General features: G+C 68.5%; 15 protein-coding genes. 10 read left to right on the top strand and 5 right to left on the bottom strand.

All coding sequences use genetic code 11. The features are described from left to right. Window positions 1-28: 28 nt before the first annotated feature. Both IMZ11_RS04750 and IMZ11_RS04745 read left to right on the top strand, forming a co-directional pair. Window positions 29-1,288, top strand: a complete 1,260-nt coding sequence (locus tag IMZ11_RS04750; protein WP_228637856.1) for an FAD-binding oxidoreductase — start codon at window positions 29-31, stop codon at window positions 1,286-1,288. Window positions 1,289-1,373: 85 nt separating this feature from the next. Next, window positions 1,374-2,042, top strand: coding sequence for an SDR family oxidoreductase (locus tag IMZ11_RS04745; protein WP_228637854.1), 669 nt, complete (start codon window positions 1,374-1,376; stop codon window positions 2,040-2,042). 425 nt (window positions 2,043-2,467) lie between these two features. Here the strand turns inward: IMZ11_RS04745 and IMZ11_RS04740 are convergent, their stop codons facing one another. Next, on the bottom strand, window positions 2,468-3,112 hold the full coding sequence (locus IMZ11_RS04740; RefSeq protein WP_228637852.1) for a VC0807 family protein: 645 nt from the start codon (window positions 3,110-3,112) through the stop codon (window positions 2,468-2,470). Window positions 3,113-3,348: 236 nt separating this feature from the next. After that, a complete protein-coding gene (leuE, locus tag IMZ11_RS04735) occupies window positions 3,349-4,002 on the bottom strand; it encodes a leucine efflux protein LeuE (protein WP_228637850.1) in 654 nt (217 codons plus the stop codon). Window positions 4,003-4,181: 179 nt separating this feature from the next. Here leuE and IMZ11_RS04730 point away from each other — a divergent pair, with 179 nt between their 5' ends. The 7 genes from IMZ11_RS04730 to IMZ11_RS04700 all read left to right on the top strand — a co-directional run bounded on the left by IMZ11_RS04730 (window position 4,182) and on the right by IMZ11_RS04700 (window position 12,209). Then, a complete protein-coding gene (locus IMZ11_RS04730) occupies window positions 4,182-5,570 on the top strand; it encodes a selenium-binding protein SBP56-related protein (RefSeq protein ID WP_061259113.1) in 1,389 nt (462 codons plus the stop codon). Continuing rightward, window positions 5,567-6,169 carry a hypothetical protein gene (locus IMZ11_RS04725; protein ID WP_374462105.1) on the top strand — a complete coding sequence of 201 codons (603 nt, stop codon included), beginning with the start codon at window positions 5,567-5,569 and terminating at the stop codon, window positions 6,167-6,169. The genes IMZ11_RS04730 and IMZ11_RS04725 overlap by 4 nt, the downstream gene beginning before the upstream one ends. Window positions 6,170-6,401: 232 nt before the next feature. Beyond that, on the top strand, window positions 6,402-7,442 hold the full coding sequence (locus IMZ11_RS04720; RefSeq protein WP_228637848.1) for an MvdC/MvdD family ATP grasp protein: 1,041 nt from the start codon (window positions 6,402-6,404) through the stop codon (window positions 7,440-7,442). Window positions 7,443-7,633: 191 nt separating this feature from the next. Beyond that, entirely contained in the window at window positions 7,634-8,257 is a 624-nt protein-coding gene (locus IMZ11_RS04715) for a Uma2 family endonuclease (protein WP_228637845.1), read from the top strand. A gap of 550 nt (window positions 8,258-8,807) precedes the next feature. Next, window positions 8,808-8,972 (top strand): hypothetical protein, encoded by a 165-nt coding sequence (locus IMZ11_RS04710; RefSeq protein ID WP_228637843.1) that lies wholly within the window; start codon window positions 8,808-8,810, stop codon window positions 8,970-8,972. A gap of 5 nt (window positions 8,973-8,977) precedes the next feature. Next, the gene (locus IMZ11_RS04705) at window positions 8,978-10,585 is read left to right on the top strand and encodes a chitinase (protein WP_228637841.1); all 1,608 of its coding nucleotides are present in this window, start codon (window positions 8,978-8,980) and stop codon (window positions 10,583-10,585) included. 34 nt (window positions 10,586-10,619) lie between these two features. Further along, window positions 10,620-12,209, top strand: a complete 1,590-nt coding sequence (locus IMZ11_RS04700) for a cellulose binding domain-containing protein (RefSeq protein ID WP_228637839.1) — start codon at window positions 10,620-10,622, stop codon at window positions 12,207-12,209. Here IMZ11_RS04700 and IMZ11_RS04695 read toward each other — a convergent pair. Then, the gene (locus IMZ11_RS04695; RefSeq protein WP_228637837.1) at window positions 12,167-12,349 is read right to left on the bottom strand and encodes a hypothetical protein; all 183 of its coding nucleotides are present in this window, start codon (window positions 12,347-12,349) and stop codon (window positions 12,167-12,169) included. The two genes, IMZ11_RS04700 and IMZ11_RS04695, sit on opposite strands and share 43 nt — an antisense overlap. A gap of 119 nt (window positions 12,350-12,468) precedes the next feature. Between IMZ11_RS04695 and IMZ11_RS04690 the strand changes: the two genes are divergently transcribed. Beyond that, window positions 12,469-13,764: a hypothetical protein gene (locus IMZ11_RS04690; protein WP_228637835.1), complete on the top strand. Its 1,296-nt coding sequence runs from the start codon at window positions 12,469-12,471 to the stop codon at window positions 13,762-13,764. A gap of 61 nt (window positions 13,765-13,825) precedes the next feature. On the opposite strand, the gene IMZ11_RS04685 is transcribed toward IMZ11_RS04690, so the two are convergent. Beyond that, window positions 13,826-14,236, bottom strand: coding sequence for a hypothetical protein (locus IMZ11_RS04685; RefSeq protein WP_228637833.1), 411 nt, complete (start codon window positions 14,234-14,236; stop codon window positions 13,826-13,828). Window positions 14,237-14,297: 61 nt separating this feature from the next. Beyond that, window positions 14,298-15,362 carry an AI-2E family transporter gene (locus tag IMZ11_RS04680; protein ID WP_228637831.1) on the bottom strand — a complete coding sequence of 355 codons (1,065 nt, stop codon included), beginning with the start codon at window positions 15,360-15,362 and terminating at the stop codon, window positions 14,298-14,300. Window positions 15,363-15,895 lie beyond the last annotated feature (533 nt).

Raw genomic sequence — 15,895 nt, 5'->3', positions numbered from 1 at the left:
ACAATCGGCGTCGGCCACTGTCGTCCCCATGAGAATTCTGAAGCCGGGAGACACCGGATATGAGCAGGAGACGGGCGGATTCAATCTCGCGGTCACGCACCGTCCCGACGTGGTGGTCCCCGCCGAGTCGGCCGAGGACGTGATCGCCGCGATCCGCCACGCCACGGACGCGGGACTGCCCATCGCGATCATGAGTACGGGACACGGGCCGGGCCTGCCGGCGGACGGCGGGCTGCTCGTCACCACACGGCGGATGGGCAACGTCACGATCGACGCCGCCGCGCGGACCGCGCGGGTCCAGGCGGGCGCCCGCTGGGGTGACGTGATCCGTCCGGCCTCCGCGTACGGCCTTGCCCCGCTCTCGGGGTCGTCCCCCGGCGTCGGCGTGATCGGGTACACCGTCGGCGGCGGGATCGGCCTGATGTCCCGCGCGTACGGCTTCGCGGCCGACCGCGTGCGCGGCCTGGAGATCGTGACGGCGGACGGGCGGCTCAGGCACGTGAGCGCCGTGCACGAGCCCGACCTGTTCTGGGCGCTGCGAGGTGGCAAGGTCACCATGGGCGTGATCACGTCGATGACGTTCGATCTGCTGCCGCACGCCCACGTGTTCGGCGGCAGCCTGATCTACCCGGGCGACTCGGCGCGCGAGGTTTTCACGGCGTACCTCGACTGGACGCGGGGCCTGCCCGAGGCGACGACCACGTCCGTGGCCCTGCTCAGGCCGCCGGGCGCGCCGCCCGTCGTGGCGGTCCGCGTCGTCCACGCCGGTGCCGGCGGCGAACGGGTGGTCGCGCCCATGCGGGCGGCGGCGCCGATCCTGGCCGACACGCTCGCCGACATGCCGTACCGCGACACGCACACGGTCTACAACGACCCCGAGGGCCCGCTGCCCTCGTGGGGGAGGGGCGTGCTGCTCGACGACGTGGACGCGGACGCGGTGCTGGCCGCCGCCGACGAGTCGCTGACGGTCGTCGAGATCCGCCACCTCGGGGGAGCGATGGCCCGTGAGGCCGGGAACGTCGGGAACGCCGTCGGCGGGCGGGAGGCCGCGTACAGCCTGTCCGTCCACGCGGTCTGCGCCCCGGAGGCGATCAAGGCGGGTGACGCCCTGATGGAGGTCGCCGGACCCCGGCCCGCGCAGGTCAACCTGCTGGGACTGACGGGGGACGCGCTACGCGAGCAGCTCCGGGTGGCGTGGAGGCCGGAGGTGATCCGGCGGCTGGCGGAGATCCGGCGTGCCTACGATCCCTCGGGCGTCTTCCGCTTCGGCTACCCGGTGGAGGAATGACGAGGGATGAACAGGGGTGGTGCCGCCGCGCCTCGAAGCCTCGGCTCGGGAGGCCGTGCGAGGATCATCGGCGGGGGTGAGCCACATGCGCGTAGTGATCGCGGGAGGCCACGGGAAGATCGCACTACGGCTCGAACGGCTGCTCGCCGCACGTGGGGACGAACCGGTCGGCCTGGTGCGCGATCCCGGCCATGAGGCCGACGTCCGCGCGGCCGGCGCGGAGCCCGTGCTGTGCGACCTCGAGCGGACCGGGCCCGGGGAACTGGCCGAGATCCTGCTCGGGGCCGGGGCGGTGGTCTTCGCCGCGGGCGCGGGGCCGGGCAGCGGCGCGGCGCGCAAGGAGACGGTGGACCACCGCGCGTCGGTCCTGCTGGCGGACGCCGCCGAGCGGGCCGGCGTGCGCCGTTTCGTCCAGATCTCCTCGATCGGGGCGGGCGAACCGCCCCCACCGGGGAGCGACGAGGTCTGGGCGGCCTACATCAACGCGAAGACCGCGGCCGAGGAGGACCTCCGAGCCCGGCCGAACCTCAACTGGACCATCCTCCGGCCCGGACGGCTCACCGACGACGAGGGGACCGGCCTGGTGACCCTCGCGGACGTGCCGCTGTCGCAGCACGACCCCGTGTCCAGGGACGACGTCGCCGCCGTCGTCGCGGCGCTTCTGGACACGCCGGAGACCAGGCATCGGGTCCTCGAGGTGGTCGGGGGAGGCACTCCGATCCCGCTGGCGATCCGGATCCTGCTGTTCCGCTGACTTTCCAGCGGACTTTCCAGCTGAGTTACCGGCTGAGTTACCGGCTGAGTTACCGGCTGACGTCGCGGACGGGGCGGTCAGCCGCGCTGTCCGCGGCGGAGCGGAAGGGATCCCTTCGCCGCCGAGTGCCTGTTGGCCGCGACGGCCTTGCTGTTCACGTGGCTGTGCGGCTGGCCGGGAAGATCGGTGCGGCCCCGCTGGCGCGGCTGCGGCTGTGGCGGCTGGCTCCGTTGCGGAGGCGGTGTCCGCTGAGGCGATGTCGTGCCCGGGCGAGCGGTGCCCCGCTCGCTCTCCGGTACGGATTCCGCCCTGGACGCTGTGGGCTCCGGCGTGGACGCGGTGCCGCGCTTCTTCGACTTCGAGCTCATGCCTGTCCAGTTTCCACCACCAAACCGGACAAACGGCATGAAATATGGATTTGCCGCTTATGTACTGATGGCGGCGGGAGTATCGAGGTGGAGGCGGTGCAGCGCCCGACGGAAGCCCCACACGGACACGGCGATCGCCAGGCCCGTGACAGCCACCATGGCGATGGTGCGGAGCAGCAGGAAGCTGCCGATCGACTGGTTCAGCAGCAGCCAGATGTTCCCGGCCGAGTTGGCGATCAGTACGAACGCCCACAGGAGCGTGACGCGTACGAAGAACTGCCGGACCCGCTCGTGCCGGAGCACGAACGACGGCAGATGGACGAAGTCCTGGGCGAGTTTCGCCAGCAGGGGGCGCCGTAGTCGCACCGACGCGAGGAAGACCATGCCGAGACAGATCGTGCCGACCTCGGGCTGGATGAAGTAGACGATCGCGCTGCCGGTCCACAACCCGAGCGCGGCCTGCGCCGTGATCGCGACGGCGGTGAGCGCCATCGTGCCCGGAACCCGCTTGCGGCGTACGACGCGCCACAACATGCCGAGGTAGACCCAGCCCATGGCCGCCCAGAGGGCCCCGTTGAGGCCGACCAGGCTGAGCGCCGCGTAGAAGACGGCGAGGGGGGCGAGTACACCTTCGACCAGCATCGGCACCGCCTGCCTGAGGAGAGACGGCAGGTGCGGCAGTGCGAAGGGTGGATGGTCCATGACACTCCCTGGACTGGCGGCGAGACCCGTGTGACCTCGGTGGTCGCCCGCGAGGCGTGGTACGCATCGTCTCCGGGGCGGCCTTGCGGCGTCGGCCCACGGCGTTCGACCAGAGGCGACGGCCTGCGTCAGCGGGGGTGCTTTTGTATGGAAATATCCCCGCCTGTCCGGTTAAACGTCGGCAAATCTACCCCTATTCCGGAAAACTGCCCGCCAAGGCCCCCTCCAGGGGAGGGTCAGCCCAGGCTCGTCGTCGCCAGCTTGGCCCCGAAGCCGAGGAAGAGGGCGCCGACGCCCGATGTCAGCCCCGCCGTCAGCCTGCGCCGCCTCCGGAACTGGGCGGAGACGAACGTGCCTCCGAAGATCAGCATCGTCAGATAGAGCACGCTGAAGATCTGCACGATCGTCCCCAGGATGAGGAACGAGACGGCCGGCGCGGCGTACGACGGGTCCACGAACTGGATGAAGAACGAGACGAAGAACAGGATCGCCTTCGGGTTCAGCAGGCTGATCACCAGAGCCTTGCGGAACGGATCGCCGGTGACGGGCGGCTCCTGGGACGCGAGCGCCTCGGCGAGGCTGCGGGTCCGCCACCCGCGCCAGGCCGCGCGCAACATGCCGAACCCGATCCACGCCAGGTAGGCCGCTCCGGCGTACTTGACCACGTTGAACAGAATCGGCGTCGACTTCAGCAGTGACGCCACCCCGGCCGCCGACAGCACCATGAGTACCGAGTCGCCGAGGAAGACCCCGGAGGCGGCCCGGTAGCCCTCTCGCACACCGCGTTGCGCCGCCGTGGACAGCACGTAGAGCGAGTTGGGCCCCGGTAGCAGGATGATCAGGAACGCGCCGATGACGTACGACCAGATGTCGGTGATGCCGAAGAACATGAGGCGCGCTTCCATCCGAGTTCGGGGGCCGATGACCCGCCCGCCGCTATTGCAAAAGATGACATATCACGGTATCCCGCGATGCTTGCGCGGCGCCCCGGGCGAATGCTGGAGCCCCTGGGAAGGGAGAGAAGTATTACCTATTGACCCTGTGGGAAATATAGGAAGACTCTGGACGCATGAGCCTTTGGACGCCTGATCCCACGTTCTATCCGTCGCCTCGGGACGCCGCCGCGGCTCCCCGGGAGAAGCTCGCCTACGTCGCCGCCTTCGACCGGTCCGCGGAAAGGCCGGACGCGCTGGCCGTCCTCGACACCGACCCCGAGTCCCCGGCGTACGGGACCGTCGTCGGCTGGACCGACCTTCCGTACACGGGGGACGAGCTCCACCACTTCGGCTGGAACGCATGCAGCAGTGCGCTGTGCCCCAACGCGCCGCATCCGCACGTCGAGCGCCGCTACCTGATCGTGCCGGGACTGCGCTCATCGCGGATCTACGTCTACGACACCAAGGGACGGACCAGCCCCGAACTGGTCAAGGTGATCGAGCCCGAGGAACTGGGCAAACGCGCCGGATACTCCCGTCCGCACACCGTGCACTGCGGGCCCGAGGGGCTGTACGTCTCGGCGCTCGGCGGGTTCGGCGAGGACGGGCCGGGCGGCATCGCGCTGCTCGACCACACCTCGTTCGAGGTGCTCGGCAGGTGGGAGGCCGACCGCGGGCCGCAGTACCTCGCCTACGACTTCTGGTGGCACATCAACCACGACGTGCTGGTGAGCTCCGAGTGGGGCACGCCGTCCATGATCGAGGACGGACTGGTCGGCGAGCTGCTCCTCGGCCGCAAGTACGGCCACCGCCTGCATTTCTGGGACCTGCGCAAACGCAGGCACGTCCAGGAGATCGACCTCGGCGACCAGTACCAGATGCCCCTCGAACTGCGTCCCGCGCACGACCCGACCAAGACGTACGGATTCGTCGGAGTCGTCACCAGCGTGGAGGACCTGTCCGCCTCGATCTGGGTCTGGTACCGCGACGGCTCCCGCTGGGCGGTCAAGAAGATCATCGACATCCCGGCGGAACCCGCGTCCCCGGACGATCTCCCCGACCTGCTCAAACCGTTCGGCGCGGTCCCGCCGCTGGTCACCGACATCGACCTGTCCGTCGACGACCGGAACCTCTACGTGTCCTGCTGGGGCACGGGCGAGCTGAAGCGGTACGACGTCTCCGATCCCTTCGCGCCGGTCGAGACCGGCTCCCTGCGCATCGGCGGCGTCGTACGGCGAACCGCCCACCCGGCAGCGCCGTCCGAGCGGCTGGCGGGCGGGCCGCAGATGGTCGAGATCAGCCGGGACGGCCGGCGCGTCTACGTCACCAACTCGCTGTACGGCGCCTGGGACGACCAGTTCTATCCCGACGGGGTCGGGGCGTGGATGGCCAAGGTGGACACGGACTCGTTCACCTTCGACGAGCGGTTCTTCCCGCACGGCGACGACTTCCGCGGCCTGCGCCCGCACCAGACCCGCCTGCAGGGCGGCGACGCCTCCTCCGACTCCTACTGCTACCCGTGACGCTGACGGCGGTCATCCTGCTGGGCGCCTTCCACGGGATCAACCCCGCGATGGGGTGGCTGTTCGCGGTGGCGAGGGGCTTGCAGGAGCGCAGCCGCGACCGGCTGCTGCAGTCCCTCCCCGCGATCGCGCTCGGGCATCTGGCCTCCGTGGCCCTGGTGGCGCTGGTGGTCGGCGCCACCGGGTCCCTGGTGACGGGCACCGCGCTGTCGATCGGCGCCGGCGTGGTGCTCGTCGCCTTCGGCCTGTGGCGCCTGCTGTCGAAACGGCACTTCCGCTGGGTCGGGATGCGGTTGTCGCTCGGCCAGCTCGCCGCGTGGTCGTTCCTGATGTCCTCCGCGCACGGGGCCGGCCTCATGCTGCTGCCCGTCCTGACCCGCATCCCGGCCGGTCACCACGGCCACGCCCTGTCCGGCGGCCTGTTCGTCGCCGGCGTGCACACGCTCGCCATGTTCCTCACCGCGGGCGCCGTCGCCCTGGCGGTGTACGAGTTCGCCGGACTCGCGATCCTGCGCAGGGCCTGGTTCAACCTCGACAGGATGTGGGCCGCCGCACTGGTCGGCGCCGGGGTGGTCACCCTCGTCCAGGCGACCTGGTGACAGGCGTGCAGCCGTTCCCAAGTGTGATCCAAGTCATGACGCAGTCCGGGCCAAGGTGTGATCTCTAGGTTTCTCCTCAGGTGCTCAACCGATCAGCGGGGCCATCGGGTGGTGTCAGTTTCTCGCCGTATGGGAGGAACGTGGACGCCGAGGTCCTCGGGCGGCGGAGAAGGGCCTCCCCGGGCACCGCGCGTCGTCGCCGGGGCGGAGCGCGAAGGCTAGGGAAAGCGACATGCTGCTGATATTGAGCGACCGCGGCGACGTCACCGTGGACATGGTCCTCCCCAAGATCGAAAGCCGTGGCCTGCCGGTCGTGTGGTGGGATCCGGGCGACTTCCCCTCGGGAGGCCGGGTCACCGTGACCTTCCAGGGCGACGAGCCCTCGTTCCTGCTGGCCACCGAGGACCGTGACCTCGACCTGGGCGACGTGACCGCCGTGTGGGTCAGGCGGCCGAACGCGCCCACGGCGGCGGTGAACATGACCGACCCGACGCAGCGCGCGCACGTGGAGCGGGTCTCCCGGTTCTTCATGGCCGGGCTCTGGGACCTCCTGACCGTCCCATGGTTCCCCGCGCGCCCACCCGCCGTGGACAGGGCGCACAACAAGCTCGTCCACCTGGACCGGGCCGTCCGGCTGGGCTTCACGATCCCCGAGACCGTGATGACGAACGATCCGGCCGCGCTGGTCCCCGCGTACGCGAGAAGCGACGGCCACCTGATCGCCAAGCTCTTCGACTCCCATCGGTTCCTGCTCGACGGGCAGGACCACCGCGTCCACACCACCGCGGTGACCCGACGGCAACTCACCTCCCGTCACCGCGTACAGCATGAGCCGGTCATCCTGCAGCCGTACGTTCCCAAGGCCGTGGAACTGCGTGTCACGGTGGTCGGTGACCGCGTGTTCGCCGTCGAGATCGACGCGCGGAACGCGCGAGCGGCCCACGACGACCGGCGGCACCACGACGACACCCGCGTGCGGTACGCCGTGCACACCCTGCCCGCGGACGTCGAACGGCGCTGCGTGGACCTGGTCGTGGACCTCGGACTCGCCTACGGCGCGATCGACCTCATCCTGCGGCCGGACGGCGAGTACGTCTTCCTGGAGATCGACCCCAACGGCGAATGGGGCTGGCTGGAGACGAACACCGGCCTGCCGATCAGCGACGCCGTCGCCGACTGGCTGGCGACCGCCGCGCGGAACGCCGGACAAAGCCGGGACGCCGAACAGGGCCGGGGAGCCGAAGCCGGCGATGAGGTGCCAGACCGTTCCTGAGAGCGGCCTCGGTGTCCGTGCGACCGCCCGCACGCTGCCCGCTAGAGGGGCGATCCGCGTACGGATTACTCCCGGTGGGAGAAGCCTTCACCTGGGCTGTCCGGGCGCAGCGGGAGTGTCGGCGGGGTCGGATACCTTGCGTGAGGCATTGAATGCGTTGCGTTGCAAGGGGGAGAGGGGATGATGGACGCATGGCCAGGCTCGTGGTCAAGCGCAAGCACTCGATCCATCGTTTCAGGAGGTCGCCGTTGCCGGCTTCGAAACCCGTCGAGGTGGTGTCGCCGCCGGTGGAGTTGTGGGCCTACGCGGTCGAGCGTTATCCGGAGCGTCGGATCGAGCTCGTCGACGGCCGGGTGGTGATCAAACCCATGCCCGGCAAGATCCACAATCAGATCGTGTTCGCCCTGCTCAGGGTCTTGATGCCGCTGCTCGCGGAGAGGGCTTGGGAAGGCTGGGGGGACATCACCCTGTTCTTCGGCGTCCATGAGGACCGCTTCCGTCCGGACCTCACGGTCGTACCGCGTGAGCCGCGGATGTGGAGCGATGACCACGTCCATGCGGACGAGGCGCTGATGGTCGTGGAGGTCGTCTCGCCCAGCAGCGTTCAGGACGACCACGAGTACAAGCCGGGGCGGTGCGCCAAGGGCAAGGTTCCGCTCTACCTGGTGATCGATCCTGCTCAGGAGATCGTGCGGTTGCTCAGTCAGCCGACCGAGGACGGCTATGACGACGAAGTGAAGGTTCCTCTCGGAGAGAAGCTCTCCTTGCCTGCGCCGTTCGATCTGGTTCTGGACACCGCCCAGCTTCTGGCCTGAGGTCTGGTCCGGGGCTCCGCCCGACTCCTGGCTTGAGATCTGGTGCCGGTCGCCGCCTGACTCCTGCTCTGCAGTCTGATCGTGGACTCCGCCCGACTCGCCTCGATCGACGGAGGCTCCCGGCTGATTCGCTCCACGTTGTCAGGTGTCGCCTGCCGTTCGGCGCTCGGGCGTACATGTCCTCGGTCCGAGGCTCCCCAGTGTCGGCCGACGGCTCTTTTCGCGCGCGTACGCCCGCTCCGGCCGAAGATCCACGAGCGGCCGTATGAGCTTGACGTAGACCGCCCGAAATAGCGGGCGGTCTACGTCATTTGTTACATGCCGGCTGCGATGACTGGACTCCGGTCGGCAGTGCCCGGCGAATTAGGCCTTGTGGCTGGTCGTACGCGGAGCTACGATCCCCACAACTCTTAGGAAACTTTATTAAAAGAATCCTTCACTCCGCCCCCCGACGACACCCTTCGACTCCTGTCAGAAGCGTTCTCCGCCCGCATTCCGCACCACACGCCGCCGATCCGAGGAACCTCCCCACTCGATCAGAGGCCGTGCCATGACGACCGCGCTCACCCCGGCGCTTTCCGGTGCGTCCCTCCTGTCCACGTTCAGGGAGATGATCCCCGGCCGACGCGGGCGCACCGGCGCGCTCCGCGGACGCGCCGACGTCGCGCGGCCACGCCACACGCGTTCCACGATCCTCGCCTCGTACACGGGATGACGCCCATGAAGAAACTGATCACGATCGGCGCGGCCATGCTGCTCGCCGCCGCCGGCTTCCTCTCCACGTCAGGTACGGCGTACGCCGACAACATCGCCGTGAATCCCGGGTTCGAGTCGGGGCTGTCCGGCTGGACCTGCTCGGCCACGTCGGGAGCGCAGGCGGTTTCCACCCCTGTGCATGGCGGGTCGAAGGCGCTGTCCGCTTCTCCGGCGGGTAGTGACACGGCCCGCTGCGAGCAGTCGATCGGGGTCAAGCCGTCCACGGCGTACACGTTGTCGGCGTGGGTGCGGGGGAACTACGTGTTCCTCGGTGCGACGGGCACGGGCGTCAACGTTCAGACCTGGGCGGCGCCGGGTGCGGCGTGGACACAGGTGACCACGTCGTTCACGACCGGATCCTCGACCAGCAACGTGTCGATCTATGTCAACGGCTGGTACGGCCAGGGCGCGTACTACGCCGACGATGTGGTGCTGGACGGGCCGGGGACCAGTCCGTCCCCGTCGGCGAGTCCCTCGGCGAGCCCGTCAGCGAGTCCGTCCGCCAGTCCCTCGGCGAGCCCTTCAGCGAGCCCGAGCGCGTCTCCCACCAGCCCCCCACTCGGTGGCAGGCTGCTGGTGGGCTACCTCCACGCGTCCTTCGCCAACGGATCCGGATATGTCCGGATGGCCGATGTGCCCGCCGAATGGAACTTCATCAACCTGGCCTTCGGTGAGCCCACCTCCGTCACCTCAGGGGACATCCGGTTCACCCGTTGCCCGGTGGCCGAATGCCCGACCGTCGAGAGCGACGCCGACTTCATCGCGGCCATCCGTGCCAAGCAGGCGGCGGGCAAGAAGGTCCTCATCTCGATCGGCGGGCAGAACGGCCAGGTCCAGCTGACCACCACGGCCGCCCGCGACGCCTTCGTCCGTTCCGTCGCCGCGATCATCGACAAGTACGGCCTGGACGGCCTCGACATCGACTTCGAGGGTCACTCGTTGTCGCTCAACTCGGGCGACAACGACTTCAGGAACCCGACCACGCCCGTGATCGTCAACCTGATCTCGGCCCTCAAGACCCTCAAGGCCAGGTACGGCTCGGGCTTCGTCCTGACGATGGCGCCCGAGACCTTCTTCGTCCAGCTCGGCTACCAGTTCTACGGCCCGGGGCCGAACGGCGCCGCGGACGCCCGCTCCGGCGCGTACCTCCCGGTGATCTACGCCATGCGGGACGACCTGACCATGCTGCACGTGCAGGACTACAACTCGGGGCCGATCATGGGCCTCGACGGCCAGTACCACACGATGGGCGTGGCCGACTTCCACGTCGCGATGACCGACATGCTGCTCACCGGCTTCCCCGTGGCCGGTGGCACCACCTTCCCCGCGCTCCGTCCCGACCAGGTGGCGATCGGCCTACCGGCCGCGCCCTACGCCGGGAACGGCTTCACCACGGTCGCCGAGGTCCAGAAGGCGTTCGGCTGCCTGGCGAAGGGGACCGGCTGCGGCTCCTACCGGCCGCACGGCGTCTTCCCCGGCCTACGCGGCCTGATGACGTGGTCCGTCAACTGGGACAAGTACAACGGCTACGAGTTCTCTCGCAGCCATCGGGCGTACCTCGACGCGCTCTGATGATCCCCACCCCCCACCATCCTTGCGAGGAACGATGAGATTCCGATCAAGCACGCGCGTCAGAGCCGCGGTCGCGGCCGTCGCGCTCGCCCTCGTCGGCGGCGTCATCGCCGCGGCGCCCGCGGACGCGGCGTCGGCCACCGCCGTGTTCACCAAGACCCAGGACTGGGGAACCGGTTTCGAGGGCAAGTACGTGATCACCAACGGCACGTCCTCCTCGATCAGCGGCTGGAAGGTCGAGTTCGACCTGCCCGCCGGCTCCACCGTCGGCTCGTTCTGGGACGCCGCGATGACGCGGAACGGCCAGCACTTCACGTTCACGAACGTCGGCTGGAACGGCACGATCCCGGCCGGCGGCACGGCGAGCTTCGGCTTCAACGGCAGTCCGGGCGGCGCGGGGGCCACCCCTTCGAACTGCCTGCTGAACGGCGCGTCCTGCGGCGGCGGCACCTCCAGCCCCTCCCCGTCCCCGTCCGCTGGCGCTCCCGGCACGCCCGGCACGCCCACGGTGACCGGCGGCACGAACGCGTCGATCTCGCTGTCCTGGTCCGCGTCGAGCGGCACCGTGACGGGCTATCGCGTCTACGAGGGTGGCACGCAGGTCGCCCAGGTCACCGGTACGTCCGCCACGATCTCCGGCCTGTCCGCCTGCTCGTCGCACACCTACACCGTCAAGGCGTACAACGCGAACGGCGAGTCGGCCGCGAGCGGGGCGGCGACCGGGACCACGACGGGCTGCTCGACCAGCGGAAAGCTCCCCGGCGCGCCGTACCTCTACGAAGGCTGGGGCAATCCGCCGAGCCCGACCACGGTCATGAACGCCACCGGCGTCAAGGCGTTCACGATGGCGTTCATGTTGTCCGGGGGCGGCTGCACGCCCGCCTGGGACGGGCAGCGCCCGCTGACCGGAGGCGTCGACGCGCAGGCGATCTCGACGATCAAGGCCGCCGGCGGCAACGTACAGATCTCCTTCGGCGGCTGGCAGGGCAACAAGCTCGGCCCGAACTGCTCGTCGTCGGCGGCCTACGCCTCCGCGGTGCAGCAGGTCATCAACGCCTACGCCCCCGCGGCGGTGGACTTCGACATCGAGAACACCGACGAGTTCGAGAACACGACGGTGCAGGACCGCATTCTCGGCGCCCTCAAGATCGTCAAGCAGAACAACCCGAACGTCAAGGTCGTCGTCACCTTCGGGACCAGCACCACCGGGCCGACGTACTACGGCACGCGGCTGATCAACCAGGCGAAGGCGCTCGGCGTTGACATCGACAACTACACGATCATGCCGTTCGACTTCGGCGGCGGCGCGAACATGTACCAGAACACCGTCAACGCCGCCGAGGGCCTGAAGAACGCGCTGAAGTCCGCCAACGGCTGGACCGACGCGCAGGCCTACGCCCACATGGGCATCTCCGGCATGAACGGTCTGTCCGACCAGCAGGAGCTGACCTCGGTGGCGACCTGGACCCAGATCCGCGACTGGGCCAATTCCAAGGGGCTCGGCCGGCTGGCCTTCTGGTCCGTCAACCGTGACCGCGGCTGCCCCGGCGGCGGTGTGGCGGAGAACTGCAGCGGCATCGCTCAGGCGGACTGGGAGTTCACCAAGGTGACCGCGGGATTCTGACCGAACGCGGTACGGCGACCGGCACGGTAGGCGGCCCAGCGCCCCACATCGTGCCGGTCGCTCCGCGACGGCGACAGGAAACCGATCACCATGCCGACGAAGGTCGCGACTCCGAGCACGATCCACAACCGCAGTTTCATGACTTCTCCCCGATATCACTTTTCGCATCCGTGACGCGACACTCTGTCGCGGAAATCCCCGAAATCTTCCTTCCCCAAGTGGCCGACAGAGCCACCCATCGGGCAGTCTTGGGACCGTTATGGATTACGCGATTCCCACGGGCCTCGTTCTCGTCTCCGGTGTGCTCCTTGCTCTGCTCGCACAACGGAAAGGATGGAAACCGTCGCTCACCGTCACCCTGGCGATCGGCATCGGCTTCCGAGTCCTGATCATGGTGCTGTCGGCCAAGGACAGCTGGCAGCCGATCGACTTCGTGAACAGCTTCCGGCCGGCGGGCGAGGCGATCCTGAACCACCGCGATCCGGTGCTGGAGAGCAACGGCGGCTGGCACTTCCTCCCGACGATCCCGTACGTGTACGGGCTGCTGCTCTGGTTCGGCATCCCCTGGGAGGTCGCGGGCCGCCTGGTCACGGTCGTCTCCGACATCGTGCTGATCCCGCTCGTGGGCAAGCTGGCGGGCGGGTCGACCGAGAGACTCCGCGCGTTCCAGTACGCCTGCAACCCTCTCGCGGTCCTCGTCGCCTCCGTGCACGGCCAGGTCGAGCCGGTCTCGCTGGTGTTCGCCGTCGCCGCGTACGTCGTGGCCCGAGGCCCGAACGGCTGGACGCTCCCCGCCCCCCTGCCGTGGACGCGGCCGGCCGACTTCCTGAGCCGCCTCATCCATCCGACGGACGCGGACCGGGCGGCGACCGGGCGTGCCGTCTGGGCGGGCGTGCTCATGGGGATGGCGCTCTGCGCGAAGAGCTGGCCGGTGATCCTGGTGCCGGGGATGCTGATGCTCCTGCCCGGGCTGCGTTCCCGCGTGGTCTCCCTCATCGCCGTCGGCGTACCCCCGGTGTTGTTCCTGCTCACTCTGCCGATCGGCGGGTGGACCGCGTGGAACCAGCTTCCGGAGGTGCTCAAGACGATCGGTCTGCGCCCGAGCGACGTCCGGCCGATCACCGGTGACTGGGGCTGGACGGCGGTGCTCAACGGTGGCGACTGGGTGCTCAGCCCGACCTCGCTCAAAATCGGCCAGTACCTCATCTACGCGTCTCTCGTGGCCTGCGTGATCTGGTGGCGCAAGGCCGACCCGATCGACGTCACCATCGCGATCGTGCTGGCTTTCATGATCTTCACGCCGAGGCTCGGGGCGCAGTACCTCATGTGGTTCATGCCGTTCCTCGTCGCGCGGCCCACCCGCTGGGCCTGGCCGGTGATCATCGGCAGCACCCTCTGGGCGGCCGTCGGGTATCTCGTGCTCACCCAGTTCACCGGCGCCGAGTGGGGCGAGTTGCACGCTCCATGGGCGATCAGCTCCATAGTGCTGTTCCCGCTGCTCATCGCGGGGATGCCGTGGCGTCGGCGCGTCGCGATGGAGGGAAGGCTCGCGTGACGGCGCGGTCCGGGGTCACGGCCGCTCCGGAGGGTCGGACGTCACCCTGATCGTCAGGCCGTCACCTGACGATCAGCCGGATCAGGTGCCCGTGGCTCTTGAACCCGGGCGGATCGCCGTCCAGCACCCCGGTGACGCAGTCGAACACGCCGGGCTCGCTCTGCCGTACGAAGAAGGCGGTCTCGGCGATCGAGGAGAGCAGGCGGATCGCGTCACGGTGGACGTCCACGCCCTCCCGGTCACCGGCCAGCGAGACCGTGACCTCGTAGACGCCGTCCTGGAGGAGCCGCTGCCCGGTGAGCAGCCACTCGGAACCGCAGGCCCGGCGCAGGTGCGGGAGCAGATGGACCTCGGGTTCCTCGGTGACCCAGCCGTCCCGTCTCATGCAGTCCGTCAGCCGCTGGACCTGCGGATCCATGGCCGAGCCGTTCGCGATCCCGGTCTGCCGCTCGTCGATGTCCCATCGCCGCATGGTTCGACCATACGCGTCGCCGGTGCGGCGTCTGTGCGGCCCCGCCGTACGTCCGGCGAGGTCAGGCGGCGGAGCCCGGAGACCCGTCGTCCGAGGGCAACCGTCCGGACACCAGGGAGGCCGCCCACTTGCCGTTGGGGTCGCTGTCGACGAGCAACGCGCGTACGAGCAGGCTGAGCGGGATCGCCAGCAGGGCGCCCAGCGGTCCGAGCACCCAGGTCCAGACGATCAGCGACAGGAACGTCATCGTGGTGGACAGGCCGACCGCGTCTCCAAGGAACTTCGGCTGGATGAAGGACTGGATCACCACATTGATCGCAATGTAGGCGACGATCACCAGGACCATCGTCTTCGGGCCGCCTGAGAGCAGCCCCAACAGGGCGGGCGGGATCAGCCCCAGGATGAATCCGATGTTCGGTACGTAGTTCGTGATCAGCGCGAAGACTCCCCAGAGCAGGGGAAGCGGCACGCTCAAGGCGTACAACGCCACGATGTCCAAGGCCGAGCAGATAACCCCGAAGATCGTCGAGACGATGAGATAACGCCGCGTCTTGTGCGTGAACGTGGTGAACGCGTTCACCAGGGCCGGGCGCTCCGCACGGGCGGCCGTCAGGATCCTCGAGTAGATCGGAGCGTCCAGGCTCATGGCGAGGAGCATGACCACGATGAGGAAGAGGAGCGAGAACACGCCGAGCAGGCCGGAGAGCACGCTCTGGGCCAGCTCGATCAGCTTGCCGGGGTCGAAGGAGGCCAGGGCCTTGTTGATCTGTTCGCTGCCGTAGCCGAGCGACGCGGCCCACTTCTGGAGATTCGCGATGAGCTCGTTGAACTGGTTGGCGTACGTCGGCGTGAGGATGGCCAACTGGGCCGCCGCGAAGCTGAGAACGGCGACCATGCCGAGGAGGACCACCAGCAGGACCAGCAACGGGGCCGCGACGAGCACCCACACGGGGGCATTGCGGCGGTAGAGCCAGTCGCGGAGCGGAGAGACGGCGATCACGAGGGTCAGCGCGAGGACCACCGGCCCGACGATCGACTGGACTGCCTGAATGCCGGCCAGAACGATGACGGCGGCAGCCGTGCAGACCAGAACGATCAGGGCACGAGGTAACCGCTGTTCAGCCACTACCTGTTTCTACCTGATCCACAAGGAAAGATCGATCGGTGCTCCTGTCCGCGGGTTCCTCCCGGCAGGTACGGCTGTCGCCCGACCTGTCCCGGCGTTTCGCGGCTCGATCACTCTGAGCGAGCTGTTAATCTTGTCCAGTCGGCGCAGCCCGGCGCCTTCCCTCCCCTTCCGCTTAGCGGTTCAGGCATGGGACGGCGTGGGCTAAACTCGACAAGCCTCCTCAAACGATCAGTTTCTGGTAGTTGGTTCGCGAAGCGGACAGGAACCTGGTAAGTTAGAGGGGTTGCCCCGGAGACGGGGCGGCTGCGATTCCTCTCGGGTTGCAGGGTTCGGGTCAAGTGTTCCGAAATGGGACGGTTTGACACGGACCGGGCGGCCTGAAAGAATAGCGAGAGTAAAGAACAAAGCAAAACAGAATGAAGCGTAAACGCCCCGGAGCGGATGGCTCGGTTTCGAGTCTGAGGTGATGGTGGTCGCGTCCGTTTCTTGAGAACTCAACAGTGTGCTAAAAGCCAGTGCATGATGCACAA

It is taken from the genome of Microtetraspora sp. AC03309, from assembly GCF_020826795.1.
Lineage (GTDB): Bacteria > Actinomycetota > Actinomycetes > Streptosporangiales > Streptosporangiaceae > Microtetraspora > Microtetraspora glauca.
The sequence above is the reverse complement of the archived record's forward strand: the minus strand, read 5'-3'. Positions and strand labels throughout refer to the sequence as shown.